The organism is Klebsiella sp. HC6 (assembly GCF_022605325.1).
Classification (GTDB): Bacteria; Pseudomonadota; Gammaproteobacteria; order Enterobacterales; family Enterobacteriaceae; genus Klebsiella; species Klebsiella terrigena.
This window is the reverse complement of sequence record NZ_CP093276.1, coordinates 5,087,303-5,109,897: the sequence shown is the minus strand read 5'-3', so window position 1 is coordinate 5,109,897 and position 22,595 is coordinate 5,087,303. Positions and strand designations below refer to the sequence as shown.

Genomic DNA, 22,595 nt, shown 5'->3' with positions numbered 1-22,595 from the left:
TTTAACTTCCTCCCGGCTCGGGCTAACTATAATTAGCACGATAACAATACTCATTGACGGAAAAACAGGAGGATACAATGCGGAACAAAATTCTGGTGGCATCCGCGCTGGCAGCGACGGCGGTGTTGTTTGTGGCGGGGTGCTCATCAAATCAGTCGCTGAAAACCACCGATGGCAGAACCATCGTCACCGACGGCAAGCCGCAGGTGGATAGCGATACCGGCATGGTCTCGTACAAAAATGCCGCAACCGGCCGCACCGAGCAGATCAATCGCGATCAGGTGAAATCGATGGACGAGCTGGATAACTAATCGTTATCCAGGGCCCCGCGAGGGTGAATGCGGGGCCGGTTATCGTTACCGGTTTTACAGCAGGGCGTGGTCTATTTTGACGATAATTTTACGCAGCGGCGCGCCGGCATCCTTGGCGCCCATCGGCCGATGAAGCTCGCCGGGAAACAGAATCGCCAGCTCCTCAGGATGTAAGTGAATCAGCGTTTCGCTGCTAATTTCTGTGCAAAAGCCAATATCATGGGCGTCCTTAAACGGCCCGTCCGCGGTGATGGTCAGCCCTTTATTTCCCGCCCCAATAATCTCAATGCCTGCCAGCACGATATGAATATCGATGTACTGACGATGGTATTCCGGGCGCTGTTCCGCCAGCGGGCGCGTCTGGCCTTCGACGACGGTGAAAAACAGGTTATCGCCATCGACCGTATATTTTCCCGGCGGCAGGGAGTGCGGGTCCTGCTGGGCGACGGCCTGCAGCGCCTGACGAATAACCGACGGATAGAACGTATTTTTGGCCGCGGCGGCTAAGGTATCAATAATCATGCCGGCATTCCCTGTAGTGATTGAGGCTCAAGTAAATTTAACGACTGCGCCACGATGCTGGCGACGTCGGGGGCAATATCAACGGCTAAAATATCGCGCTCGCTGGCGTCCGGTGCCTCCAGGGCGGCAAACTGGCTGCGCAGCAGCGCCTCCGGCATAAAGTGCCCCTTACGCTGCTGCATCCGCTGCAGAATGCATTCGTACTCGCCGGTCAGCCACAGAAAGCGCAGGTTGCCGCTGCCTTCGCGCAGCCGATCGCGGTAGCGCTTCTTCAGCGCCGAGCACACCAGCACGCCCGACTCATTCTTCTGCTCAAGGCTAAAAATCACGTCCGCGATCCGCTCCAGCCACGGCCCCCGGTCTTCGTCATTGAGCGGCTGGCTGGCGGCCATTTTGACGATGTTCTGCCGCGGGTGAAGATCGTCTCCGTCGATAAATTTTGCGCCGAGCGCCTGGGCTAACGCCTGGCCGACGGTGGTCTTTCCGGTGCCTGAGACACCCATCAAAATAATGCATTGCCCTGCCATAATGCGCTCCTTATTTAGACTGCAACCAGCATACCGCCGTCGACGAACAGCAGATGGCCGTTGACGAAATCAGAGGCTTTAGAGGACAGGAACACCGCGGCGCCAACCAGCTCCTGCGGATCGCCCCAGCGGGCGGCCGGCGTGCGCTTGCACAGCCAGTCGGTGAAGGCTTTATCATCAACCAGCGCCTGGGTCATGGCGGTTTTAAAGTAGCCCGGCGCGATGCCGTTGACCTGGACGTTATAGCGCGCCAGTTCGACGCACATGCCGCGGGTCAGCATTTTTACCGCACCTTTGGCGGCGGCGTACGGCGTGATGGTGTCGCGGCCAAGCTCGCTCTGCATTGAGCAGATATTGACGATTTTCCCGCGCTGGCGAGCGACCATCCGCTTAGCCACCGCCTGGGAGACGAGAAATACCGCGGTTTGGTTCACGGAAATAACATCGTTCCATTCCTGCAGCGGAAATTCGGTAAACGGATGGCGCCGCTGAATGCCCGCATTATTAAATAACACGTCGATAGCGCCAATTTCCTCTTCGATTTTACCAATCGCCTGCTCGACGGAATCAGCATCGGTAACATTAAATACCGCCGCATGAGCGATGGCGCCTTCATCACGTAATTTCATGACCGCATCATCTGCACGGGGGGCAGAAATATCGTTGATAATAATTTCTGCGCCATATTGTGCAAGGCCCTGGGCCATGACAAAACCAATACCTTGCCCGGCGCCAGTAATTAAAATTCGTTTGCCCTGTAAGCTGAAAAGATCTTTCATCTTGATATCCTGATTAACGGCTGAATATAAATGACGGTGTGCGCTTTTATTCCTGATTCACGAAAAGGTAAAGCGGAAGAACCTGTGCTCTATCTCACGGATTTTTGCCGGGTAAAACCGTGATCGAGATCACTCAAAACGGTGTTACGAAAAGGGGTTACATTAAACGTGAAGCCGGGTGTAAATTACCGTTACTCAAAGGGTTAACGAGAGTGAGGTTCGATTCTCTTTTTGTTCATCGGCAGGCATAATAACCTGATGCAGTGGACGTATTTGACGGGCAGGTAGATGAAAGCACAACGCATAACGCTCAATGATATTGCAGCGCTGGCTGGCGTAACCAAAATGACCGTCAGCCGCTATTTACGTACGCCGGATAAAGTTAAACCGGAGACGGCAGAGCGCATCGCCAGCGTGATTGCGGAAATTGGCTACGAGCCCGACCCCGACAACCCGGCGATGATCGGCGTCGTCGTGCCGCGCATTGGCGTACTGATCCCCTCCTTTCATAACCAAATCTTTGCCGACCTGCTGGCCGGTATTGAATCGGTTACCGCCGCGCACGGCTATCAGACGCTGGTGGTGAACTATGATTATGACCGCCAGCGCGAAGAGGAGCAGATAGCCGCCGTGCTGGCCTTTAACGTCAAGGGCCTGCTGCTGACCGAATCGGCTCACACCCTGCGGGCCGATAAGTACCTCAATGCGGCGAAAATTCCCGTTGCGGAAGTGATGGGCCTGACGGACAACCCGGGGCGTATCAACGTGGGCTTTGACAACTTCAAGGCCGGTTTCGATATGACCAATATGCTGCTGGCGAGCGGTAAACGGCAGATCGTCTATTTTGGCGCGATGTCCGACGTGCGCGACGAGCAGCGCTACGCCGGCTACTGCCAGGCGATGGAAAATGCCGGGCTGACGGTGGGACGCATCGCGCCGAACAAGGTGTCGTCGGTATCGATCGGTACCGGGATGATGACCCTGGCGCGTCAGATGTATGCCCGCATGGACGGTATTCTGTGCACCAATGACGATCTGGCGGTTGGCGTGTTACAGGAGTGCCTGGCATCAGGTATCAACGTGCCGGAAGAGCTGGCGATAGCCGGTTTTCATGGCCTGGAAATCGGCCAGATTATCTCCCCGCGTCTGGCGAGCGTCCTGACGCCGCGCTTTGAAATGGGCAAGGTAGCAACCGAAATATTAATCAAAAAAATCAAAGGGCTGCCGACCATTGAGAAGGTCGATCTGCACTATCGCCTGTCGATGGGGGAGACCATATAGCGCCTGCGGCGTGGCGATGGCGCCGTGTTAGCAGAAAGTTAACGTACGATCCGCCCCAGGCCCGCAATCCGCGGGTTTTGTCTTATCGATCACGGACGGTGTAACAGCTATTTTTAACACGATTCAGCGTGATGCAGATCGCAAAACGCTGCGACAAAAACCCGTTTGATAGTGGCTACAGTCGTTATGAAACTTCAAACAGGTGATCCGATGAATAGTGCTATTACCCGATCCGTCCTTTTAGTCGCCCCCGTTATTGAGACCTTACAGGCACAGCTGGCCGCCGAATTCCCGCTGCTGCGCCTGTACGAGCAGGACGATCCGATCGCCTTTTTGCGCGAGCAGGGGGAGAACGTGGCGGCTGTGGTGACCCGCGGGGACGTCGGCGTGCAGAACGGGGTGCTTGAGCTGCTGCCGCACGCTGGCCTGATTGCTATCTTCGGCGTCGGCACCGACGCGGTGGATTTAGAGTACGTCCGCTCCCGGCAGATTGCCGTCTCCATTACCTCCGGCGTGCTGACCAACGATGTCGCCGACCTGGCGATGGGGCTGCTGCTGGCCGGCTCGCGCCAGCTCTGTCAGGGCGACCGTTTTGTGCGTGAAGGCCGCTGGCTGAACGGCGGCCTGCCGCTGGCAACTCAGGTCAGCGGCAAGCGTATCGGCATTCTGGGGATGGGCAATATTGGCCAGGCCATTGCCCGCCGCGCCCGCGGTTTTGATATGCAGGTGCTCTATACCGACCGTAAGCAGGTTGCCGGACTCGATTATCAGTGGTGCGCCGACCTGCATACCCTGGCCCATGAAAGCGACTTTTTGGTGATCGCCGCCTCCGGCGGTGAGGCCAACCGCGGGATTATCGATGCCTCGGTCTTTAACGTGATGCCGAAACGGGCGTGGCTTATCAACATCGCCCGCGGATCGCTGGTCGATGAAAAGGCGCTGATTCAGGCGTTACAGGACGGTGTTATCGCCGGGGCCGCTCTCGACGTTTTTGAGGATGAACCGCGGGTTCCCGCCGAGCTGATTGCGCTCGACAACGTGGTCCTGCAACCGCACGTGGCCAGCGCAACCCATGAGACCCGCCAGAAAATGAGCGATGTGGTTTTTGCTAACGTCGCCGCTTATTTTTCCGGCAAGCCGCTGCCTAACGCTATTAATTAATTAGCGCTCTTATTTTTGTACCCAGCGCCAATAAGAACCTGGTGGGACAGGTTCTTAAATGACAACGATAACCTCTGCATAGAGAGTGCGAAATATGAATGATAAAATTCCCAGCACCCGCTGGCTGCGTATTATTACGCCGGTGTTGATCGCCTGTATTATTTCGTTTATGGATCGGGTTAATATTAGTTTTGCTTTGCCCGGCGGTATGGAAGAGGATTTAGGTATTACCAGCCAGATGGCCGGCGTTGCCAGCGGTATATTTTTTATTGGCTATTTATTCCTGCAAATACCCGGTGGGCGGATTGCGGTTAACGGCAGCGGAAAACGTTTTATTGCCTGGTCGCTGGTGGCCTGGGCGATCGTGTCGGTGGCGACCGGCTTTGTGACCCACGAATATCAGCTGCTGGTTCTGCGCTTTATTCTCGGCGTTTCCGAGGGCGGGATGCTGCCGGTGGTCCTGACGATGGTCAGCAACTGGTTCCCGGAAAAAGAGCTGGGCCGGGCCAACGCCTTTGTCATGATGTTTGCTCCGCTGGGCGGCATGCTGACCGCTCCGGTCTCCGGCGCCATTATTGCCGCGCTCGACTGGCGCTGGCTGTTTATTATCGAAGGGCTGCTGTCGCTGGTGGTGCTGGCGGTGTGGTGGTTCATGATTAGCGACCGTCCGGAAGAGGCCCGCTGGCTGCCGGAGAAGGAGCGCGACTATCTGGTCACCACCCTCGCCGCCGAGCGGGCGGCAAAACTTGCTGAAGATGCGGTGAGCAACGCGCCGGTAAAAGACGTGTTCCGCAATTCCGGGCTGATGAAGCTGGTGATCCTCAACTTCTTCTACCAGACCGGCGATTACGGCTACACCCTGTGGCTGCCGACCATTCTTAAAGGGCTGACCGGCGGCAACATGGCCAGCGTCGGCCTGCTGGCGGTGCTGCCGTTCGTCGCCACCCTCGCCGGGATCTACGTGATTTCACTGTTTAGCGATCGCAGCGGCAAGCGCCGGCTGTGGGTTCGCTTCTCGCTCTACAGCTTTGCCGCTGCGCTGGTGGCGTCGGTAGTGCTGCGCGACCACGTGGTCGCCGCCTATATCGCGCTGGTTATCTGCGGCTTCTTCCTGAAATCGGCCACCAGTCCGTTCTGGTCGATGCCGGGGCGGATTGCCTCAGCGGAAGTGGCCGGCAGCGCGCGCGGGGTGATTAACGGCCTCGGGAATCTCGGCGGCTTCTGCGGTCCCTACCTGGTGGGCGTGATGATCTATTTCTACGGGCAAAACGTGGCGGTCTGCGCTCTTGCCGGATCGTTACTCATTGCCGGAACCATGACCTTCCTGCTGCCGAAACGCTGCGACCTTGTCGTCAGCGAGCCTGAGGTCAGCGTCGGCAAGCAGCCGCGGAACGCGTAAGAGCTAAGGCGACATAAATCACAGTTATCATTGTAAGCGCTTCGATTAACTGACTACACTCTTGCAGATTACAACAAGAGTTAACGCAGGCTAATCAATGATTCTGATAATTTACGCCCATCCCTATCCGCATCACTCGCATGCGAATAAGCGGATGCTTGAGCAGGCAGGGACGCTGGACGGCGTAGAAATACGCTCTCTTTATCAACTTTACCCCGACTTTAATATCGACGTCGCCGCCGAACAGGCGGCGCTGGCCCGCGCGGATCTGGTTATCTGGCAGCACCCCTTACAGTGGTACAGCGTCCCGCCGCTGCTGAAGCTGTGGATGGATAAGGTGCTGTCGCACGGCTGGGCCTACGGCCACAACGGCATCGCGCTGCACGGTAAATCGCTGATGTGGGCGGTCACCACCGGCGGCGGCGAAAGCCACTTCGATATTGGCTCCTTCCCCGGTTTTGACGTGCTGGCCCAGCCGCTGCAGGCCACCGGCCTGTATTGCGGGATGAAGTGGCTGCCGCCGTTTGCGATGCACTGCACTTTTATCTGCGACGATGAAACCCTCCAGGCGCAGGCGCGCCACTATCGACAACGCTTAATCGAATGGCAGGAGGCGCACAATGGATAGCCATACGCTGATACAGGCGCTGATCTATCTCGGCTCTGCCGCGCTTATCGTACCGATTGCCGTCCGCCTTGGACTCGGATCGGTGCTGGGATATTTGATCGCCGGCTGTATTATCGGCCCGTGGGGCCTGAAGCTGGTGACCGACGCCGAGACGATCCTCCACTTCGCCGAAATCGGCGTGGTGCTGATGCTGTTCGTTATCGGCCTCGAGCTTGATCCGCAGCGCCTGTGGAAGCTGCGGGCCTCGGTATTTGGCGGCGGGGCGCTGCAGATGGTGGCCTGCGGGGCGCTGATTGGCCTGTTCTGCATGCTGCTGGGAATGCGCTGGCAGGTGGCGGAGCTTATCGGCATGACGCTGGCGCTGTCGTCCACGGCGATCGCGATGCAGGCCATGAATGAACGTAACCTGACGGTTTCTCAAATGGGGCGTAGCGCCTTTGCGGTGCTGCTGTTTCAGGATATCGCGGCCATCCCGCTGGTGGCGATGATCCCGCTGCTCGCCAGCAGCGGCGGCTCAACCACGCTGTGGGCGTTCGCCCTGTCGGCGCTGAAGGTGGCGGGCGCGCTGGCGCTGGTGGTGGTGCTGGGTCGCTACCTGACCCGACCGGTGCTGCGCTTCGTTGCCCGCTCCGGCCTGCGGGAGGTGTTCAGCGCCGTAGCCCTGTTCCTGGTCTTTGGTTTTGGGCTGCTGCTGGAGGAGGTCGGGCTATCGATGGCGATGGGCGCCTTCCTGGCCGGGGTGCTGCTGGCCAGCTCTGAGTACCGTCATGCGCTGGAAAGCGACATTGAACCGTTCAAAGGCCTGCTGCTGGGGCTGTTCTTTATTGGCGTCGGGATGTCGGTAGATTTTGGTACCCTGGTGAGTCATCCGCTGCGCATTTTGATTCTTCTGGTCGGTTTCCTGGTTATTAAAGGCGTCATGCTGTGGCTGATTGCGAAACCGCTCGGCGTACCGCGCGCCCAGCGCCGCTGGTTTGCGGTGCTGCTGGGGCAGGGGAGCGAGTTTGCCTTCGTGGTGTTCGGCGCCGCGCAAATGGCCGAGGTGCTGGATAGCGAGTGGGCCAGGGCGCTGACCCTGGCGGTGGCGCTGTCGATGGCGGCGACGCCGATTCTGCTGGTGCTGCTGACCCGGCTGGAAAAATCATCCTCCGGCCAGGCGCGCGAGGCCGATGAGATTGATGAGGAGCAGCCGCGGGTGATTGTCGCCGGCTTTGGCCGCTACGGGCAGATTGCCGGCCGCGTGCTGCTCTCCGGCGGCGTGAAGATGGTCATCCTCGACCACGATCCTGACCACGTTGAGACGCTGCGCAAATTTGATATGAAGGTGTTCTACGGCGACGCGACGCGGGCCGATCTGCTGGAGTCGGCGGGAGCGGCAAAAGCGGAAGTGCTGATCAACGCCATCGACGATCCGCAGGCCAGCCTGCAGCTGGTTGAGCTGGCGAAAGAGCACTTCCCGCATCTGCAAATTATCTCGCGGGCCCGCGATATCGATCACTATATTCAGCTGCGCCAGGCCGGGGTCGAGGCGCCCGAACGTGAAACCTTCGAGGCGGCGCTGAAATCCGGGCGCATGGCGCTGGAGGCCCTCGGCCTCGGTGCCTACGAGGCGCGCGAGCGCGCCGATCTGTTCCGCCGCTTCAATATCAAAATGGTGGAAGAGATGGTGGAGATGGCGGAAAACGATTCGGCTTCCCGCGTGGCGGTCTTTAAGCGCACCAGCGATATGCTGACCGGCATCATCAATGAAGACCGCACCCATCTGTCGCTGGTCCAGCGCCACGGCTGGCAGGGTACGGAAGAGGGCAGGCACACGGGTGATATCGCCGATGAGCCGGAGAATAAGCCTTCAGCTTAAGGTATAGCGCGTCGTTCTAATCTGGCGGCCCACGAGGCTGACGTGGGCTCGCCAGCAAATCCGAAAATTTTCGTATTCTTTACCCTCCGTCCAGTCGACGAAGTATTATGCTTTCCGTATAGTGGCGGCAATTTTTTGTATTTGGGAAATATTCAATGATCAGTCTGATTGCGGCGTTAGCGGTGGATCGCGTCATTGGTATGGAAAACGCCATGCCATGGAACCTGCCTGCCGATCTCGCCTGGTTTAAACGTAATACGTTAAACAAGCCGGTGATTATGGGTCGCCTGACCTGGGAATCTATCGGTCGTCCGCTGCCTGGCCGTAAAAATATCGTCATCAGCAGCCAGCCCGGGAGCGACGATCGCGTGCAGTGGGTTAAATCGGTTGATGAAGCGATTGCCGCCTGCGGCGACGTTGAAGAGATGATGGTGATCGGCGGCGGCCGCGTGTACGAGCAGTTCCTGCCGAAAGCCCAGAAGCTCTATTTGACGCATATTGATGCTGAAGTGGAAGGCGATACCCACTTCCCGGATTACGATCCGGACCAGTGGGAGTCGGTATTCAGCGAATTCCACGACGCCGACGCGCAGAACTCGCACAGCTACTGTTTCGAAGTTCTCGAACGTCGCTAAGTCCGTCCCCGGTAGCGCCGAGCTTCCGGGAACAGGGCTTCTCAGATTACCCGGATAGCGCGCAGCTATCCGGGATCTTTCTCAGGAGGCGACCGCCTCACCTTCACCCAGATCCTTCTGCCGGTTCGACGGCTGGATGAAGTACGCCTTGTCTTCCCAGCGCAGGCAGGTGAGATCTCCCCCCCAGCAGCAGCCGGTATCCAGGGCATAAATGCCCTCAGGCGTCCCGCGCCCCTCCAGCGAAGCCCAGTGGCCAAAGGCAATGCTGTACTCGTTCGCTACCGGTCCGGGGATGGTAAACCACGGCTTCAGGGGCGCCGGGGCGTCCTCCGGCGCTTCTTTGGCATACATATCCAGCTGCCCGTTAGGGAAGCAGTAGCGCATGCGGGTGAAGGCGTTGGAGATAAAACGCAGTCGCGCCAGGCCGCTCAGCTCGCTGCTCCAGTTGTTGGGCATGTCGCCATACATGGCGTCGAGGAAGAACGGATAGGAGTCGCTGGAGAGCACCGCTTCAACATCGCGCGCGCACTGCTGCGCCGTTGGCAGATCCCACTGCGGCGTGATGCCGGCATGGGCCATCACCAGCTTTTTCTCTTCATCAATCTGCATCAGCGGCTGGCGACGCAGCCAGTTGAGAAGATCATCGGCATCCGGCGCTTCCAGCAGCGGCTTGAGCCGATCTTTCGGCTTGTTGCGGCTAATGCCGGCGAAGACCGCCAGCAGATGGAGATCGTGATTGCCGAGGACAATACGCACGCTGTCGCCCAGGGATTTTACGTAGCGTAAAACCTCCAGCGAGCCCGGGCCGCGGGCGACTAAATCGCCGGTGAGCCACAGCGTATCGCTGCCGGGAGTAAACGCAACCTGCTTTAATAATGCGATCAGTTCATCGTAGCAACCGTGAACGTCGCCAATAAGGTATGTAGACATGGTTTTAGTGAATGAGCGTTGGTACTGCGAGACGGAAAACAGGGATGTCGACGGAGAACGGCGCACCGTTCACGTCGATCATAGCGTAATGTCCCTGCATGGTGCCCAGCGGCGTTTCAATAACCGCGCCGCTGGTGTATTGAAACTCCCCGCCAGCGGGAATATGCGGCTGCTCGCCGACAACCCCTTCACCCTGAACCTCAGTCTCACGACCGTGACCGTTGGTGATAAGCCAGTAGCGGCCAAGTAGCTGAACCTGACTCCGCCCCAGGTTGCGGATGGTGACGGTATAAGCGAAGACGTAACGATCGTTTTCCGGAGAAGACTGCGATTCGATATAGACGCTCTGTACCTGTACACAAACTCGGGGCGAATTGATCATGGTTAGCTCTCCTTGGTGGGCGAGTTTTCAGTTAACCAGTTAGCTAGCTGACAATACTGCGCCACGGAAATATTCTCTGCACGCTTAGCCGGGTCGATGCCCAGCTCGGTCAGCACTTCAACGCTGAACAGATTGCCGAGGCTGTTGCGAATTGTTTTCCGGCGCTGGTTGAACGCTTCGGTGGTGATTCGGCTCAGTACGCGGACCTCTTTGACCGGATGCGGCAGCGTGCGATAGGGCACCAGGCGCACCACGGCGGAATCGACTTTAGGCGGCGGCGTAAAGGCGGTCGGCGGGACTTCAAGCACCGGGATTATCTGGCAGTAATACTGCGCCATAACGCTCAGTCGACCATACGCCTTGCTGTTCGGACCGGCAACCAGGCGATTGACGACCTCTTTTTGCAGCATAAAGTGCATGTCGGCAATGGCATCAGTATAGCTGAACAGGTGGAACATCAGCGGCGTGGAGATGTTGTAAGGCAGGTTGCCGAACACGCGCAGCGGCTGACCCATGTTCTGCGACAGCTCGCCGAAGTTCATGGTCATGGCATCCTGCTGATAAATGGTCAGCTTTGGCCCTAAGAACGGGTGCGTTTTCAGGCGGGCGGCCAGGTCGCGGTCCAGCTCGATAACGGTGAGCTCGTCCAGACGTTCGCCTACCGGCTCGGTCAGCGCGGCCAGGCCCGGGCCGATTTCGACAATCGCCTGACCTTTCTGTGGATTAATGGCCGAGACAATACTGTCAATCACAAACCGATCGTTGAGAAAGTTTTGCCCGAAGCGTTTACGGGCTAAGTGGCCCTGATGGACTCGATTATTCATTGCGTATTAACAATCATTTTAATGGCGAGATTAAGCGCCGTGATAAAACTGCCGACATCCGCTTTTCCCAGGCCCGCCAGTTCCAGCGCGGTACCGTGGTCAACGGAGGTTCGAATAAAGGGTAAACCGAGCGTAATGTTAACGCCGCGGCCGAAGCCCTGGTATTTTAGCACGGGAAGACCCTGATCGTGGTACATCGCGAGCACCGCATCGGCGTGGTCGAGATATTTAGGCTGAAAAAGGGTATCAGCCGGCAGCGGCCCGCTGAGATTCATCCCCAGGGCGCGCATCTCTTCCAGCACCGGAATGATGGTGTCGATCTCTTCCGTGCCCATGTGGCCGCCTTCTCCCGCGTGCGGGTTCAGGCCGCAGACCAGCACGTGCGGATGGGCAATACCAAACTTGTGCCGCAGATCGTGGTCAAGGATGGTGATGACTTCACGCAGCAGGTCGGGGGTAATGGCGTCACTGATCGCTTTCAGCGGCAGATGGGTGGTCGCCAGCGCGACGCGAAGCTCCTCCGTTGCCAGCATCATCACCACTTTACTGGCCTGCGCCCGCTCTTCGAAGAACTCAGTATGTCCGGTGAAGGCGATCCCGGCGTCGTTGATATTGCCTTTATGGACCGGCCCGGTAATTAAGGCCGCAAACTCGCCGTTAAGGCAGCCGTCGCAGGCGCGCGCCAGGGTTTCCACCACGTAGCTACCGTTGTGCACGTCCAGCACGCCGGGCGTTACCGGGGCGTTCAGCGGGACGGGAAGCAGGGTCAGGGTGCCGGCGCGCTGCGGGGCGGCGGGGCGGGACGGGTCCCAGGGCTGAAGCAATAAAGGAAGACCGAGCCGCTGGGCTCGGTCAGATAACAGTGCGCCATCGGCGCAAACCACCAGTTCAACCGGCCAGTCGCGCTGCGCAAGCTGCGCGACGAGGTCAGGGCCAATCCCGGCAGGTTCCCCGGGAGTGATGACAACACGATTCATACACTTCATCCTTCAGGCAATTTCCTGGTTGGCTACGCCGTTGGCGGTTCATCCATGAGCCTCGCCCGTTTTGGGCCGTCGCAGGCAACGTTAGGGTCAGCGGCATCGCCCCGCGGGCTCATCATCGGTGGGCCTGGGAGCGCTATGCGCTTGCCGCCCGATACGCGTGGAACGTCTGGCGTATCGGGCGGTAAATTAGTTACTCAGAACTTTGACGTAAGCGCTGGCGCGCTGTTCCTGCATCCAGGTCGCCGCTTCTTCCGAGAACTTACGGTTCATCAGCATCCGGTAGGCGCGATCTTTCTGCGCCGCGTCGGTTCTGTCAACCTGACGGGTGTCCAGCAGCTCAATCAGGTGCCAGCCGAAGGAGGAGTGCACCGGAGCGCTGGTCTGGCCTTTGCTCATGTGCATCAGCGCATCGCGGAACGCCGGGTCGAAGATATCGGTGGTTGCCCAGCCCAAATCGCCGCCCTGGTTAGCAGAGCCCGGATCTTCAGAAAACTCTTTCGCTGCTTTAGCGAAGGTGGTTTTCCCGCTCTTAATGTCCGCTGCAATCTGCTCCAGCTTGGCCTTCGCCTGGGCATCGTTCATGATCGGCGACGACTTCAGCAGAATGTGGCGAGCGTGGACTTCGGTAACGGAGATATTTTTGCTTTCGCCGCGCATATCGTTAATTTTCAGGATATGGAAGCCAACGCCGGAGCGGATCGGGCCGACGATGTCGCCTTTCTTCGCGGTGCTCAGCGCCTGGGCGAAGATCCCCGGCAGCTCCTGAATACGACCCCAGCCCATCTGGCCGCCTTTCAGCGCCTGCTGGTCGGCAGAGTAGCTGATCGCCAGCTTGCCGAAGTCCGCGCCGCTGCGCGCCTGCTCAACGATAGAGTTCGCCTGCTCCTGCGCTGCAGCAACCTGGTCAGAGGTTGGGTTTTCCGACAGCGGAACCAGGATGTGGCTCAGGTTCAGCTCGGTGCTGGCATCGTTCTGATCGCCAATCTGTTTTGCCAGAGATTCAACTTCCTGCGGCAGCACGGTAATGCGGCGACGCACTTCGTTATTACGCACTTCTGAAATCAGCATCTCTTTGCGGATCTGATTGCGGTAGGTGGCGTAGTTCAGACCGTCATAGGCCAGACGGCTGCGCATCTGATCCATGGTCATATTGTTCTGCTTCGCGATGTTGGCAATCGCCTGATCGACCTGGTCGTCAGAGATTTTTACGCCCATCTTCTGGCCCATCTGCAAAACAATCTGGTCCATAATCAGTCTTTCGAGGATCTGATGACGTAGGGTGGCATCATCCGGCAGCTGCTGGCCGGCCTGGCCGGCGTTAAGCTTAACCGATTGCATCAGGCCATTGACGTCGCTTTCAAGAACAACGCCATTATTGACGACAGCCGCTACTTTATCGACAACCTGTGGGGCAGCGAAACTGGTATTCGCGATCATGGCGATACCGAGAAGCAGCGTTTTCCAGTTCTTCATACTTTTTCCATTTCAATTAACCGCAAAGGCGGATTACGTTTTAAACCAGCCACATCACAGGGAGTTCTGGTACGGTAGAATGTTCGAACGCAGCATCTGCTGGGTGCCGAGACCGTAGTTGGAGCTCAGACCGCGTAGCTCAATGTTGATGCCAAAGGTATTGTCGTATTTACTCTCGCCGTTGCCGTTGTTATCCCAGCCGTTGATCTTACGTTCATAGCCGAGACGAATCGCGTAGCAGCAGGAGTTATACTGCACCCCTAACATCTGGTTGGCGCTCTTTTTGGTATTGGTATCAAAGTAGTATGCGCCGACGACGGACCAGCGATCGACTACCGGCCAGCTGGCGGTCATACCCACCTGAGAAATACCGTTTTTGTACTGCTCAGCGGTTGAATACGAAGGCAGCGTGGCCTGAATGTATTCCGGGCTGGCGTAACGATAGTTAAGTTGGACTAAGCGGTTTTCGTCGCGACGGTATTCAACGGTGCCGTTACCGGTTGCGACGTTATCCAGACGCGTATCGTACTGAATTCCCCCGCGTAAACCCCAGTCATCGGCGATGCGCCAGTAAGTATCTCCGGCCCAAACCAGTGAACCCCTTGTGTCGTTATTCTCCCAGTTGATGTTGTCATCACCGGTACGTGACTCGGTGAAATAATAGATTTGACCAACGGAAATATTAAAACGTTCAACGGCGGCTGCATCATATACGCGAGACGTGACGCCGGTAGATACCTGGTTTGCGGATGCAATACGGTCCAGGCCGCTGTAGGAGCGGTCGCGGAACAGGCCGCTGTAGTCCGATTGCAGCAGGGTGGAGTCGTAAGAACCGATGTGGCTCTGGTCGCGATACGGGATGTACAGGTACTGCACGCGCGGTTCCAGAGTCTGGGTAAAGCTCTCCTGCATATCGCGCTCGAAGACCATTTTGCCGTCGATTTTAAACTGCGGCATCACGCGGTTAACGGACTCTTTGTAGTCCGCGTTATTCGCCGCGTTGTAGTCGTCGAGGTTGCTCTGCTGGTAGTGGGTCGCCAGCAGCTTGGCTTCGGTATTGATGCTGCCCCAGCCGTTAGACAGCGGCAGATTGATCGTCGGCTCAAAGTGGACGCGGGTCGCTTCCGGCATGTTGGCGTTAGTATTAACGAAGTGCACCGCCTGACCGTAAAGATGGGTATCAAACGGACCGACGTCGTTCTGGTAGTAGTTAACGTCCAGCTGCGGCTGAGCGGCATAGGAGTTGCTCGAATCGCGGTTAAAGACCTGGAACTGTTTGGTCGACACGGTGGCGTCGAAGTTCTGGTTAACGTAGCCGGCGCTGAATTTCTGCGTGGCGTAGCCGTCGGTGCTGGAACCGTATTTCGAGCTGAAATCGTTAAAGTAGTCCGGATCGCTGACCTTGGTGTAGTCGGCGTTAAGGCGCCACACCTGGTCGATGACCCCGGAATGGTTCCAGTAAAACAGCCAGCGGCGGCTGTTGCTGTCGCTGGAGTGATCGTCCTGGTAGACCTTGTCGGACGGCAGGTAGTCAAACTCGAACAGGCCCGTGCCGGCTTTGGTCAGATAGCGGAATTCGTTTTCCCACATCACGCCGCCGCGCTTGTTCATATAGTGCGGCGTCAGGGTGGCGTCGAAGTTAGGCGCGATATTCCAGTAGTAGGGGAGCGAGAACTCCACGCCATTTTTGGTGCTGTATTTGGCGTTAGGGATCAGGAAGCCGGAACGACGCTTATCCCCGACCGGCAGCTGCAGGTAAGGGCTGTAGAAAATAGGCACGGAGCCGAGCTTAAAACGCGCGTTCCAGATCTCCGCCACCTGCTCTTCGCGGTCGTGGATAACTTCGCTGCCGACGACGCTCCAGGTGTCAGAACCCGGCAGACAGGAGGTAAAGCTGCCGTTTTCCAGAATGGTGTAGCGGTTTTCACCGCGCTGCTTCATCAGATCGGCCTTGCCGCGGCCCTGGCGGCCGACCATCTGGTAATCACCTTCCCAGATATTGGTATCTTTGGTATTCAGGTTTGACCAGCCTTTCGGGCCTTTCAGGATCACCTGATTATCGTCATAGTGAACGTTGCCCAAGGCATCGACGGTGCGCACGGGCTGAGGCTGGCCCGCTGCCTGCTGCTGATGAAGCTGAACCTCATCCGCCTGAAGACGGCTATTCCCCTGGTTAATATCGACGTTACCGGTGAATGTGGCATTATCCGGGTAGTTGCCCTTCGCATGATCGGCATCGATCGTCACCGGCAGCTCGTTAGTTTTACCTTCAACGAGGGGTCGATTATAGCTTGGGACGCCAAGCATACACTGCGTGGCGAGATCGGCAGCGAGGCCCTGTTGGCTATACAAGGCGCTGGCAATCATGGTGGCCAGGAGGCTGGGAATACGTTTTTTCATACGTTGTATTTGTTGTTCCGTCATCTTGTGGCAGCGGCTTGCAAACGGTCAGAGCCTAACGTACTCATCTTCATCGCGCTAGTGTTAATCCTGCCCGTTTCAATCCCGAGCGTTAGGCACCGTGTAGAATGACGAGTATGATAAAGCAAATTATAGGCTATGTCCCACAATTGACCGAAGCGTCAGTGCTTTGTAACGTGCGGTCATATATAGCTTAACTGGCGGCATAAAGATTGGGGAGTCTATGCAGTATTTGGGAAAAATAATTGGGGTTGCGGTTGCGCTGATGATGGGCGCGGGCTTCTGGGGTGTGGTGCTGGGCTTACTGGTCGGTCATATATTCGATCGCGCGCGCCGTCGGCGAATTAACGTTTTTGCTAACCAGCAGGAGCGGCAGTCGCTGTTCTTTTCCACCACCTTTGAGGTGATGGGCCATCTGACAAAATCGAAAGGTCGCGTGACCGAAGCCGATATTCATGTTGCCAGCATCCTGATGGATCGCATGAATTTGCATGGCGAGTCGCGTACGGCGGCACAGCAGGCGTTTCGCGTAGGGAAATCAGACGATTACCCACTGCGCGAGAAAATGCGTCAGCTGCGCAGCGTCTGTTTCGGCCGCTTTGATTTGATTCGGATGTTTCTGGAAATTCAGCTGCAGGCGGCCTTCGCCGACGGCGAATTACACCCTAATGAACGCGAGGTTCTGTTCGTTATTGCCGACGAGCTGGGGATCTCTCGCGCCCAGTTTGAGCAGTTCCTGCGCATGATGCAGGGCGGGGCCCAGTTCGGCGGCGGTTCGCAGCAGCACTCCGGGTACCAGGGCCGCGGCCAGGGCGGCTGGCAGCAGGCGCAGCGCGGGCCGACCCTTGAGGACGCCTGCAACGTGCTTGGCGTGAAGCCGACCGACGACGCGGCAACCGTCAAGCGCGCCTACCGCAAGCTGATGAGCGAGCACCATCCGGATAAGCTGGTGGCGAAGGGCCTGCCGCCGGAAATGATGGAGATGGCGAAGCAGAAGGCTCAGGATATTCAGAAGGCCTGGGAGCTGGTCAAAGAGCAGCGCGGCTTCTGATTTGCCGGCCTCTCCCGCCGGGGAGAGGTTTCAGGACGGGCTCCTGGCGCGGCGGTACATCCGCCGCGGATGGCCAATTTTACCGTACAGCATTTCCACTTCCAGAAAGCCCGTTTCCACGCAGTGCTCCAGGTAGCGGCGGGCGGTCGTTTTACTCAGGCCGGCATCGTTCACCACCTCATCGACCGAAAAGCAGTGTTCTTCCCGCCCGCTAAACAGGTTCTGCACCAGCGCCAGCGTTTTTTCCTCAATCCCTTTGCTGCCGCTATCGGCGCGAAAGTTTTTCGCCTGTAGCTGGTACAGCGAATCGACGTTTTGCTGATCGACAATCTTCCACTCCCGCTGCTGGTCGTAAAACTGAACGAAGCGCTCGAGAGACTGGCTCAGCCGTTTCCAGGAGACTGGCTTCAGGATGTAGTCGAAGGCCCCGTTGCGAATGGCCAGGCTGCAGGTTTCCATGTCGCTGGCGGCGGTAATAAAGATAACCGAGCAGTTGGCGCTTGCCAGCAGCGGGTCGGTCATCAGCGTCACCCCCTTACCGTCGGGTAAATAGTTGTCGAGCAGCACCAGCTGCGGCGGGCTGGCGTTGAGCATCTGCCGCGCCTGGGTGAGCGAGGCGGCCATGCCTGCCAGCCGCATGCGCGGGTGTTTTTGAATCAGCTCGGCGTGCAGACGCGCCAGCTCGCTCTCATCTTCGACGATCAGTACATCGACCAGGTCATGATGCATAGTGTGCCCCTTGTGGCGGGTGGGCCGGACCGTCGGCGGGAATAAACAGCGTAAAGATGGCCCCGCGCGGCGAGTTATCGGCAACCTCGATGGTGCCGCCAGCCTGAGTGACATAGTGTTCAATAAGATACAGGCCGATGCCGTGATCGCCGCGGGTTTTAGTGGTGACGCCGCGTTCAAAGATTCGATCGCGGATCTCCGGGCGAATGCCGACGCCGCGATCGGCCACTTCAATCATCAGCTCCCGGGCGTTGAGCTGGATCAGCACTTCAACCGGCTCGTGCGGCAGTTCGGCGCGCTGGGTGGCTTCGATGGCGTTATCCAGCAGGTTGCCGATGATAGAGATGAGCTCCGATTCAATTAACGACGGCAGCGGCCGGTCGATGTGGCAGGCGGGGTCGAAGCTCAGCTCGACGCCTTTCTCCCGCGCCCTGGCGGCCTTACCCAGCAGCAGGCCGCAGAGCGTCGGTGAGCTAAAGCGGGATGAAATAAAGTCCAGCAGCTCCTGGGCATGCTCCGACTGCGCCTGAATATAGCGAATGGCCTCGTCGTAGTGGCCCATGTGCAGCAGGCCGGAAAGCGTCGTCATGCGGTTCAGCTGCTCATGGCGCATGATGCGCAGGTTATCCACATAGCGTTTCACCTGGCTGAGCTGGGCGCTAAGGGAGTTGATTTCGTCCCGGTCGCGGAAGGTGATCACCCAGCCCTGCAGCGAGTTCTCCAGCATGATGCGCACCCGGCTGGCGAGGACGGTGAGCTGGTTGAAGCGGCATAGCTCGTCGTGCGTGTCGCTTTCCAGCATCTCGCCGCTGGCGAAAAACGGCTGCGGCACGATGACGCTATCGATCGACTGCCCGCGCAGCCGGTGCGCGGGCTGGGTCAGGCCGAGCAGGCTGCGGGCGGCGTGGTTAATGACCTTGATGCGGCGGGTGTGGTCGATAACGATAACCCCTTCATAGATTGATTCCATCATCGCCTTTTGCTGGCGCACCAGCAGGCCGATTTCCCGCGGCTCGAGGGAGAAGATCTGCTTCTTGATGCTGCGGGTGAAGTACCAGGAGAAGATAAACAGCGCAACCAGCAGCAGCACGGCGGCGACGAAGATATTGATGACTTTTTGCAGCGTGATGCTGTCGAGGTAGCTGGTCAGATAGCCGACGGAAACAATCCCCACCACCCGACCCGCGTCGTCACGCACCGGCGCCTTGCTGCGCAGCGAAATCCCGAGCCCGCCTTTGCGGATGGTGGTAATGGTTTTCCCATCCAGCACCGCCTGATTATCGCCGCCAACCAGCCGGGTGCCGACCCACTCCGGGTGCACGGAGTGGAACAGATGCACGCCCCGCGCGTCGCCAACAACAATAAAGCTGGCGTCGCTGTGGGCGGCGATTTCCTGCATAAAGGCGTTTATCGCCTGCGGATCCCTGCGGGCAACCTGCTGGCGTAAATTGGGCATCAGAGCAATCTCTTCGGCCTGTATTTTGGCGCGGGTGCTCATTTCCTGATAAAGCTGATGGCTGGCATCGAAATAGTAATACACGCCCAGCAGGGCAAAGAGGATCGAGAAAAATGCCACCAGGGAAATAAACAGCTTAAATTGAAAGGAAACTTTCATAGGCCTCGTACAGAGTCTCAGTAAGGCGGGCAAGTCACGAGCGGCCGCTTACGCCGGGGTCAGGGAACAGAATCGATCCGCGAAGCCTATTTATAAATGATCTCCAGGGCTGCGACAAAAAACCATAAAAACCACGCTAATAAATCAGAGATATATCACGCCGGGAATAGAAACCATAAAAACCATAGTGCCCATTAAAACTTCATTTTTAATCTGGCAACCCTCACATTAAGTCGGCTTATTCCCCCCTAGTCTGAAGATGAATAATAACTAAAGGGCTAAACCTATGAGCACCACTGACGATGCATTCTCTGCGACCCTCGACCCCATCGATACCCCAAAAGCCACGCTGAAGCAGCGCTGGTGGCACGTTATGGACAACCGCAAAGTCGGGATTATCCCGCTGCCGCTGTTCCTGCTGGCCGGGGGCTTAATTGCCCTGGACTGTCTGGGCGGCAAGCTGCCGAGCGACATTGTGGTGATGGTGGCGACGCTGGCCTTTTTTGGCTTCGCCTGCGGCGAGTTTGGCAAGCGCCTGCCGGTTCTCGGCAAGCTCGGCGCGGCGGCGATCTGCGCGACCTTTATTCCCTCGGCGCTGGTTCATTACGGCCTGCTGCCGGACGTGGTGGTGGAATCCACCACCAAATTCTACAAGTCGACCAATATTCTCTATCTCTACATCTGCTGCATTATCGTCGGCAGCATTATGAGCATGAACCGCACCACGCTGATTCAGGGGTTCCTGCGCATTTTCTTCCCGATGCTGTGCGGTGAAGTTGTCGGCATGCTGGTTGGCGTTGGCGTCGGGACCGCGCTGGGCCTGGAGCCGTTCCAGGTCTTCTTCTTTATCGTCCTGCCGATTATGGCCGGCGGCGTAGGGGAAGGGGCGATACCGCTGTCGATTGGCTACGCCGCGCTGATGCATATGGATCAGGGCGTTGCGCTGGGCCGCGTCCTGCCGATGGTCATGCTGGGCAGCCTGACGGCGATTGTCATCTCCGGCAGCCTGAATCAGCTGGGCAAGCGCTTCCCGCATCTGACCGGCGAAGGCCAGCTGATGCCGAACCGTAGCAACGAAACGCATCATGAAAGGGTCGGCGACGAAAGCTCTGACGGCAAAACGGACGTGGCGACGCTGGCGTCCGGAGCGCTGCTGGCGGTACTGCTCTATATGCTCGGGATGCTGGGGCAAAAGATGATTGGCCTGCCGGCGCCGGTGGGGATGCTGTTCCTGGCGGTGCTGCTGAAGCTGGCTAACGGCGTATCGCCGCGCCTGCAGGAGGGCTCGCAGGTGGTGTATAAGTTCTTCCGCACGGCGGTGACCTATCCGATTCTGTTTGCCGTTGGCGTCGCCATTACGCCGTGGCAGGAGCTGGTTAACGCTTTTACTATCACCAATCTGCTGGTGATTATCAGCACCGTCTCAGCGCTGGTGGCGACCGGATTCTTTGTCGGTAAAAAAATCGGCATGCATCCGATCGACGTGGCGATCGTCTCCTGCTGCCAGAGCGGCCAGGGTGGGACCGGCGACGTGGCGATCCTCACCTCCGGCAACCGCATGAACCTGATGCCGTTCGCCCAAATCGCTACCCGCATCGGCGGCGCGATCAATGTCTCTTTGGGCCTGCTGTTTCTGAGCCACTTTATGGCGTGATTTAGTTCTGCGCTAACAGGAAAAACTGCTATTTCCCACCACGGGACGAAGAAAATTTCTTTGTCCTGTATCCTAAATTCTGTGCATTTAGCGATACAATCAGCAGCGAAATCCGTTATCGCGACGGCCCCTGCCGCCGTTATTTTATTCAGTGAAGGAGAGGAATTAATGTCCGTGGATACTCCCGCCCGTGCGGGCGCCAGCGTTGAAAACCTGCTGGCGGTGAAAGCGCAGCGTGAAGCTCGTCAGAGCGAGTTGTTAACCCATTATCAGCAGCCGGTTATTTCGCTCACCCTGGTGACGCCGGGCGCGGAGAAAGACAGCATCCGCTATCGCAACATGATGGGCGTGGCGCTGCAGGCTTTCGATCAGCTGCTGTGGAAACACCGCTGGCAAACGCTGGACCGTCAGGTGAAGTGGCTGCCAACCGGGCCGGAAGCGCTGTGGTGCGTTGAGCACTCGGCCAGTGAAATTAACGCGCTGTGCGCGGAGCTGACGCAATCCCATCCGCTGGGGCGTTTATGGAATATCGAAGTGATTTGCCCGACGGAGGGCCTGCAGGGCCGCCCGTCCGCCGCTGAGAGCAACGATCGCCAGCCGCAGCCGTCGGCCGCTCACGTAGAGCAGATGATTGACGCGTGGTTTGCCCGCGACTAACGGATGATAGCCTGAGGAGCCCCGTTCCTGCTGCGCTTAGCGCAGGGGCGGGGTTTCCCGGGCAAGGCGTTTAAGCCGGCCCGGGAAACCTGAAGTCAGAAACCCGCCGTCAGAAGTCGACCGGCGCGCGGAAGGTCATCGCGTTGCCGAAAGCGGGATGGGTGATGGTCAGCATCTCCGCGTGCAGCAGCAGGCGCGGGGCCATAGCCAGCGCTTCCGGCGTCGCATAAAAGCGGTCGCCGAGAATCGGGTGACCGAGGGCCAGCATATGCACGCGCAGCTGGTGCGAACGCCCGGTAATCGGTTTCAGGCGCACGCGGGCGCTGTTATCGTCCGCGTACTCCAGCACCTCATACTCGGTTTGCGCCGCCTTGCCGGTTTCGTAGCACACCTTCTGCTTTGGCCGGTTCGGCCAGTCGCAAATCAGCGGAAAATCCACCAGGCCTTCTGCTTTCTGCGGGTGACCCCACACGCGGGCGACGTACTGCTTCTTCGGCTCACGCTCGCGAAACTGACGCTTCAGCTCGCGCTCCGCGGCTTTGGTCAGCGCCACCACAATCACGCCGCTGGTGGCCATATCCAGCCGGTGAACCGACTCGGCCTGCGGAAAGTCGCGCTGCACGCGCGTCATCACGCTGTCTTTATGCTCCTCCAGGCGCCCCGGCACGGACAACAGGCCGCTCGGCTTGTTGACCACCATAATGTGCTCATCCTGATAGAGGATAACCAGCCAGGGATCCTGCGGCGGATTGTAGTTTTCCATCGCCATATT

General features: G+C 58.1%; 22 protein-coding genes. 10 read left to right on the top strand and 12 right to left on the bottom strand.

All coding sequences use genetic code 11. The annotated features are described in order from the left end of the window. Nucleotides 1–77: 77 nt before the first annotated feature. Nucleotides 78–311: a YgdI/YgdR family lipoprotein gene (locus MMW58_RS24695; protein ID WP_041143999.1), complete on the top strand. Its 234-nt coding sequence runs from the start codon at nucleotides 78–80 to the stop codon at nucleotides 309–311. A 54-nt stretch (nucleotides 312–365) separates the two neighbouring features. On the opposite strand, the gene MMW58_RS24690 is transcribed toward MMW58_RS24695, so the two are convergent. The 3 genes from MMW58_RS24690 to idnO are packed head-to-tail and all read right to left on the bottom strand — an operon-like array spanning nucleotide 366 to nucleotide 2,139. Beyond that, nucleotides 366–833, bottom strand: coding sequence for a NanQ anomerase/TabA/YiaL family protein (locus tag MMW58_RS24690; RefSeq protein ID WP_241722295.1), 468 nt, complete (start codon nucleotides 831–833; stop codon nucleotides 366–368). Further along, entirely contained in the window at nucleotides 830–1,360 is a 531-nt protein-coding gene (locus MMW58_RS24685) for a gluconokinase (RefSeq protein WP_133600691.1), read from the bottom strand. Before MMW58_RS24685 ends, MMW58_RS24690 begins: the two co-directional genes overlap by 4 nt. A gap of 14 nt (nucleotides 1,361–1,374) precedes the next feature. Continuing rightward, nucleotides 1,375–2,139 (bottom strand): gluconate 5-dehydrogenase, encoded by a 765-nt coding sequence (gene idnO, locus MMW58_RS24680; protein WP_123710145.1) that lies wholly within the window; start codon nucleotides 2,137–2,139, stop codon nucleotides 1,375–1,377. A 288-nt stretch (nucleotides 2,140–2,427) separates the two neighbouring features. On the opposite strand from idnO, the gene MMW58_RS24675 reads away from it, so the two are divergent. The 6 genes from MMW58_RS24675 (at nucleotide 2,428) to folA (ending at nucleotide 9,101) form a co-directional block, all read left to right on the top strand. Next, nucleotides 2,428–3,420 carry a LacI family DNA-binding transcriptional regulator gene (locus MMW58_RS24675; RefSeq protein ID WP_045859976.1) on the top strand — a complete coding sequence of 331 codons (993 nt, stop codon included), beginning with the start codon at nucleotides 2,428–2,430 and terminating at the stop codon, nucleotides 3,418–3,420. Between the two features lie 210 nt (nucleotides 3,421–3,630). Beyond that, nucleotides 3,631–4,581, top strand: a complete 951-nt coding sequence (locus MMW58_RS24670; protein WP_241722294.1) for a 2-hydroxyacid dehydrogenase — start codon at nucleotides 3,631–3,633, stop codon at nucleotides 4,579–4,581. 94 nt (nucleotides 4,582–4,675) lie between these two features. Next, nucleotides 4,676–5,980: an MFS transporter gene (locus tag MMW58_RS24665; protein WP_133600688.1), complete on the top strand. Its 1,305-nt coding sequence runs from the start codon at nucleotides 4,676–4,678 to the stop codon at nucleotides 5,978–5,980. Between the two features lie 97 nt (nucleotides 5,981–6,077). Next, on the top strand, nucleotides 6,078–6,608 hold the full coding sequence (kefF, locus tag MMW58_RS24660) for a glutathione-regulated potassium-efflux system oxidoreductase KefF (protein ID WP_159237445.1): 531 nt from the start codon (nucleotides 6,078–6,080) through the stop codon (nucleotides 6,606–6,608). Then, on the top strand, nucleotides 6,601–8,466 hold the full coding sequence (gene kefC, locus MMW58_RS24655; RefSeq protein ID WP_241722293.1) for a glutathione-regulated potassium-efflux system protein KefC: 1,866 nt from the start codon (nucleotides 6,601–6,603) through the stop codon (nucleotides 8,464–8,466). The genes kefF and kefC overlap by 8 nt, the downstream gene beginning before the upstream one ends. Before the next feature lie 155 nt (nucleotides 8,467–8,621). Then, the gene (gene folA / locus MMW58_RS24650) at nucleotides 8,622–9,101 is read left to right on the top strand and encodes a type 3 dihydrofolate reductase (protein ID WP_041144008.1); all 480 of its coding nucleotides are present in this window, start codon (nucleotides 8,622–8,624) and stop codon (nucleotides 9,099–9,101) included. A gap of 81 nt (nucleotides 9,102–9,182) precedes the next feature. Here folA and apaH read toward each other — a convergent pair whose 3' ends face one another. The 6 genes from apaH to lptD form a co-directional block, all read right to left on the bottom strand. After that, a complete protein-coding gene (gene apaH, locus MMW58_RS24645) occupies nucleotides 9,183–10,031 on the bottom strand; it encodes a bis(5'-nucleosyl)-tetraphosphatase (symmetrical) ApaH (protein ID WP_241722292.1) in 849 nt (282 codons plus the stop codon). Between the two features lie 4 nt (nucleotides 10,032–10,035). Beyond that, nucleotides 10,036–10,413, bottom strand: coding sequence for a Co2+/Mg2+ efflux protein ApaG (gene apaG, locus MMW58_RS24640; protein WP_041144010.1), 378 nt, complete (start codon nucleotides 10,411–10,413; stop codon nucleotides 10,036–10,038). Between the two features lie 2 nt (nucleotides 10,414–10,415). Next, nucleotides 10,416–11,237 (bottom strand): 16S rRNA (adenine(1518)-N(6)/adenine(1519)-N(6))-dimethyltransferase RsmA, encoded by an 822-nt coding sequence (rsmA, locus tag MMW58_RS24635; protein ID WP_041144011.1) that lies wholly within the window; start codon nucleotides 11,235–11,237, stop codon nucleotides 10,416–10,418. After that, nucleotides 11,234–12,223, bottom strand: a complete 990-nt coding sequence (gene pdxA / locus MMW58_RS24630; RefSeq protein WP_241722291.1) for a 4-hydroxythreonine-4-phosphate dehydrogenase PdxA — start codon at nucleotides 12,221–12,223, stop codon at nucleotides 11,234–11,236. Before pdxA ends, rsmA begins: the two co-directional genes overlap by 4 nt. Before the next feature lie 186 nt (nucleotides 12,224–12,409). Continuing rightward, entirely contained in the window at nucleotides 12,410–13,696 is a 1,287-nt protein-coding gene (surA, locus tag MMW58_RS24625; protein ID WP_128879090.1) for a peptidylprolyl isomerase SurA, read from the bottom strand. A 54-nt stretch (nucleotides 13,697–13,750) separates the two neighbouring features. Continuing rightward, on the bottom strand, nucleotides 13,751–16,096 hold the full coding sequence (lptD, locus tag MMW58_RS24620) for an LPS assembly protein LptD (protein WP_133600682.1): 2,346 nt from the start codon (nucleotides 16,094–16,096) through the stop codon (nucleotides 13,751–13,753). Between the two features lie 244 nt (nucleotides 16,097–16,340). Between lptD and djlA the strand changes: the two genes are divergently transcribed. After that, nucleotides 16,341–17,168 (top strand): co-chaperone DjlA, encoded by an 828-nt coding sequence (djlA, locus tag MMW58_RS24615; RefSeq protein ID WP_133600681.1) that lies wholly within the window; start codon nucleotides 16,341–16,343, stop codon nucleotides 17,166–17,168. A 30-nt stretch (nucleotides 17,169–17,198) separates the two neighbouring features. Here djlA and MMW58_RS24610 read toward each other — a convergent pair whose 3' ends face one another. Together MMW58_RS24610 and MMW58_RS24605 are read right to left on the bottom strand one after the other, a co-directional pair. After that, entirely contained in the window at nucleotides 17,199–17,897 is a 699-nt protein-coding gene (locus MMW58_RS24610) for a response regulator (RefSeq protein WP_133600680.1), read from the bottom strand. After that, a complete protein-coding gene (locus MMW58_RS24605) occupies nucleotides 17,887–19,512 on the bottom strand; it encodes an ATP-binding protein (RefSeq protein WP_159237440.1) in 1,626 nt (541 codons plus the stop codon). Before MMW58_RS24605 ends, MMW58_RS24610 begins: the two co-directional genes overlap by 11 nt. 286 nt (nucleotides 19,513–19,798) lie before the next feature. Between MMW58_RS24605 and MMW58_RS24600 the strand changes: the two genes are divergently transcribed. Both MMW58_RS24600 and citX read left to right on the top strand, forming a co-directional pair. Beyond that, complete coding sequence (locus MMW58_RS24600; RefSeq protein WP_045859954.1) at nucleotides 19,799–21,166, top strand: 2-hydroxycarboxylate transporter family protein; 1,368 nt, start codon at nucleotides 19,799–19,801, stop codon at nucleotides 21,164–21,166. Between the two features lie 168 nt (nucleotides 21,167–21,334). Beyond that, the gene (citX, locus tag MMW58_RS24595) at nucleotides 21,335–21,823 is read left to right on the top strand and encodes a citrate lyase holo-[acyl-carrier protein] synthase (protein ID WP_159237439.1); all 489 of its coding nucleotides are present in this window, start codon (nucleotides 21,335–21,337) and stop codon (nucleotides 21,821–21,823) included. 109 nt (nucleotides 21,824–21,932) lie between these two features. Here the strand turns inward: citX and rluA are convergent, their stop codons facing one another. Next, entirely contained in the window at nucleotides 21,933–22,592 is a 660-nt protein-coding gene (gene rluA, locus MMW58_RS24590) for a bifunctional tRNA pseudouridine(32) synthase/23S rRNA pseudouridine(746) synthase RluA (RefSeq protein ID WP_241722290.1), read from the bottom strand. Between the last annotated feature and the right edge of the window lie 3 nt (nucleotides 22,593–22,595).

Bases quoted from the DNA above. Each gene is read 5' to 3' on its own strand.
- MMW58_RS24675 (WP_045859976.1), top strand. From the start codon at position 2,428: ATGAAAGCACAACGCATAACGCTCAATGATATTGCAGCGCTGGCTGGC.
- pdxA (WP_241722291.1), bottom strand. From the start codon at position 12,223: ATGAAGTGTATGAATCGTGTTGTCATCACTCCCGGGGAACCTGCCGGG.
- folA (WP_041144008.1), top strand. From the start codon at position 8,622: ATGATCAGTCTGATTGCGGCGTTAGCGGTGGATCGCGTCATTGGTATG.
- rsmA (WP_041144011.1), bottom strand. From the start codon at position 11,237: ATGAATAATCGAGTCCATCAGGGCCACTTAGCCCGTAAACGCTTCGGG.
- rluA (WP_241722290.1), bottom strand. From the start codon at position 22,592: ATGGCGATGGAAAACTACAATCCGCCGCAGGATCCCTGGCTGGTTATC.
- MMW58_RS24670 (WP_241722294.1), top strand. From the start codon at position 3,631: ATGAATAGTGCTATTACCCGATCCGTCCTTTTAGTCGCCCCCGTTATT.
- kefF (WP_159237445.1), top strand. From the start codon at position 6,078: ATGATTCTGATAATTTACGCCCATCCCTATCCGCATCACTCGCATGCG.
- MMW58_RS24610 (WP_133600680.1), bottom strand. From the start codon at position 17,897: ATGCATCATGACCTGGTCGATGTACTGATCGTCGAAGATGAGAGCGAG.
- MMW58_RS24600 (WP_045859954.1), top strand. From the start codon at position 19,799: ATGAGCACCACTGACGATGCATTCTCTGCGACCCTCGACCCCATCGAT.
- MMW58_RS24685 (WP_133600691.1), bottom strand. From the start codon at position 1,360: ATGGCAGGGCAATGCATTATTTTGATGGGTGTCTCAGGCACCGGAAAG.
- MMW58_RS24695 (WP_041143999.1), top strand. From the start codon at position 78: ATGCGGAACAAAATTCTGGTGGCATCCGCGCTGGCAGCGACGGCGGTG.
- djlA (WP_133600681.1), top strand. From the start codon at position 16,341: ATGCAGTATTTGGGAAAAATAATTGGGGTTGCGGTTGCGCTGATGATG.
- apaH (WP_241722292.1), bottom strand. From the start codon at position 10,031: ATGTCTACATACCTTATTGGCGACGTTCACGGTTGCTACGATGAACTG.
- surA (WP_128879090.1), bottom strand. From the start codon at position 13,696: ATGAAGAACTGGAAAACGCTGCTTCTCGGTATCGCCATGATCGCGAAT.
- kefC (WP_241722293.1), top strand. From the start codon at position 6,601: ATGGATAGCCATACGCTGATACAGGCGCTGATCTATCTCGGCTCTGCC.
- lptD (WP_133600682.1), bottom strand. From the start codon at position 16,096: ATGAAAAAACGTATTCCCAGCCTCCTGGCCACCATGATTGCCAGCGCC.
- MMW58_RS24665 (WP_133600688.1), top strand. From the start codon at position 4,676: ATGAATGATAAAATTCCCAGCACCCGCTGGCTGCGTATTATTACGCCG.
- citX (WP_159237439.1), top strand. From the start codon at position 21,335: ATGTCCGTGGATACTCCCGCCCGTGCGGGCGCCAGCGTTGAAAACCTG.
- apaG (WP_041144010.1), bottom strand. From the start codon at position 10,413: ATGATCAATTCGCCCCGAGTTTGTGTACAGGTACAGAGCGTCTATATC.
- MMW58_RS24690 (WP_241722295.1), bottom strand. From the start codon at position 833: ATGATTATTGATACCTTAGCCGCCGCGGCCAAAAATACGTTCTATCCG.
- idnO (WP_123710145.1), bottom strand. From the start codon at position 2,139: ATGAAAGATCTTTTCAGCTTACAGGGCAAACGAATTTTAATTACTGGC.
- MMW58_RS24605 (WP_159237440.1), bottom strand. From the start codon at position 19,512: ATGAAAGTTTCCTTTCAATTTAAGCTGTTTATTTCCCTGGTGGCATTT.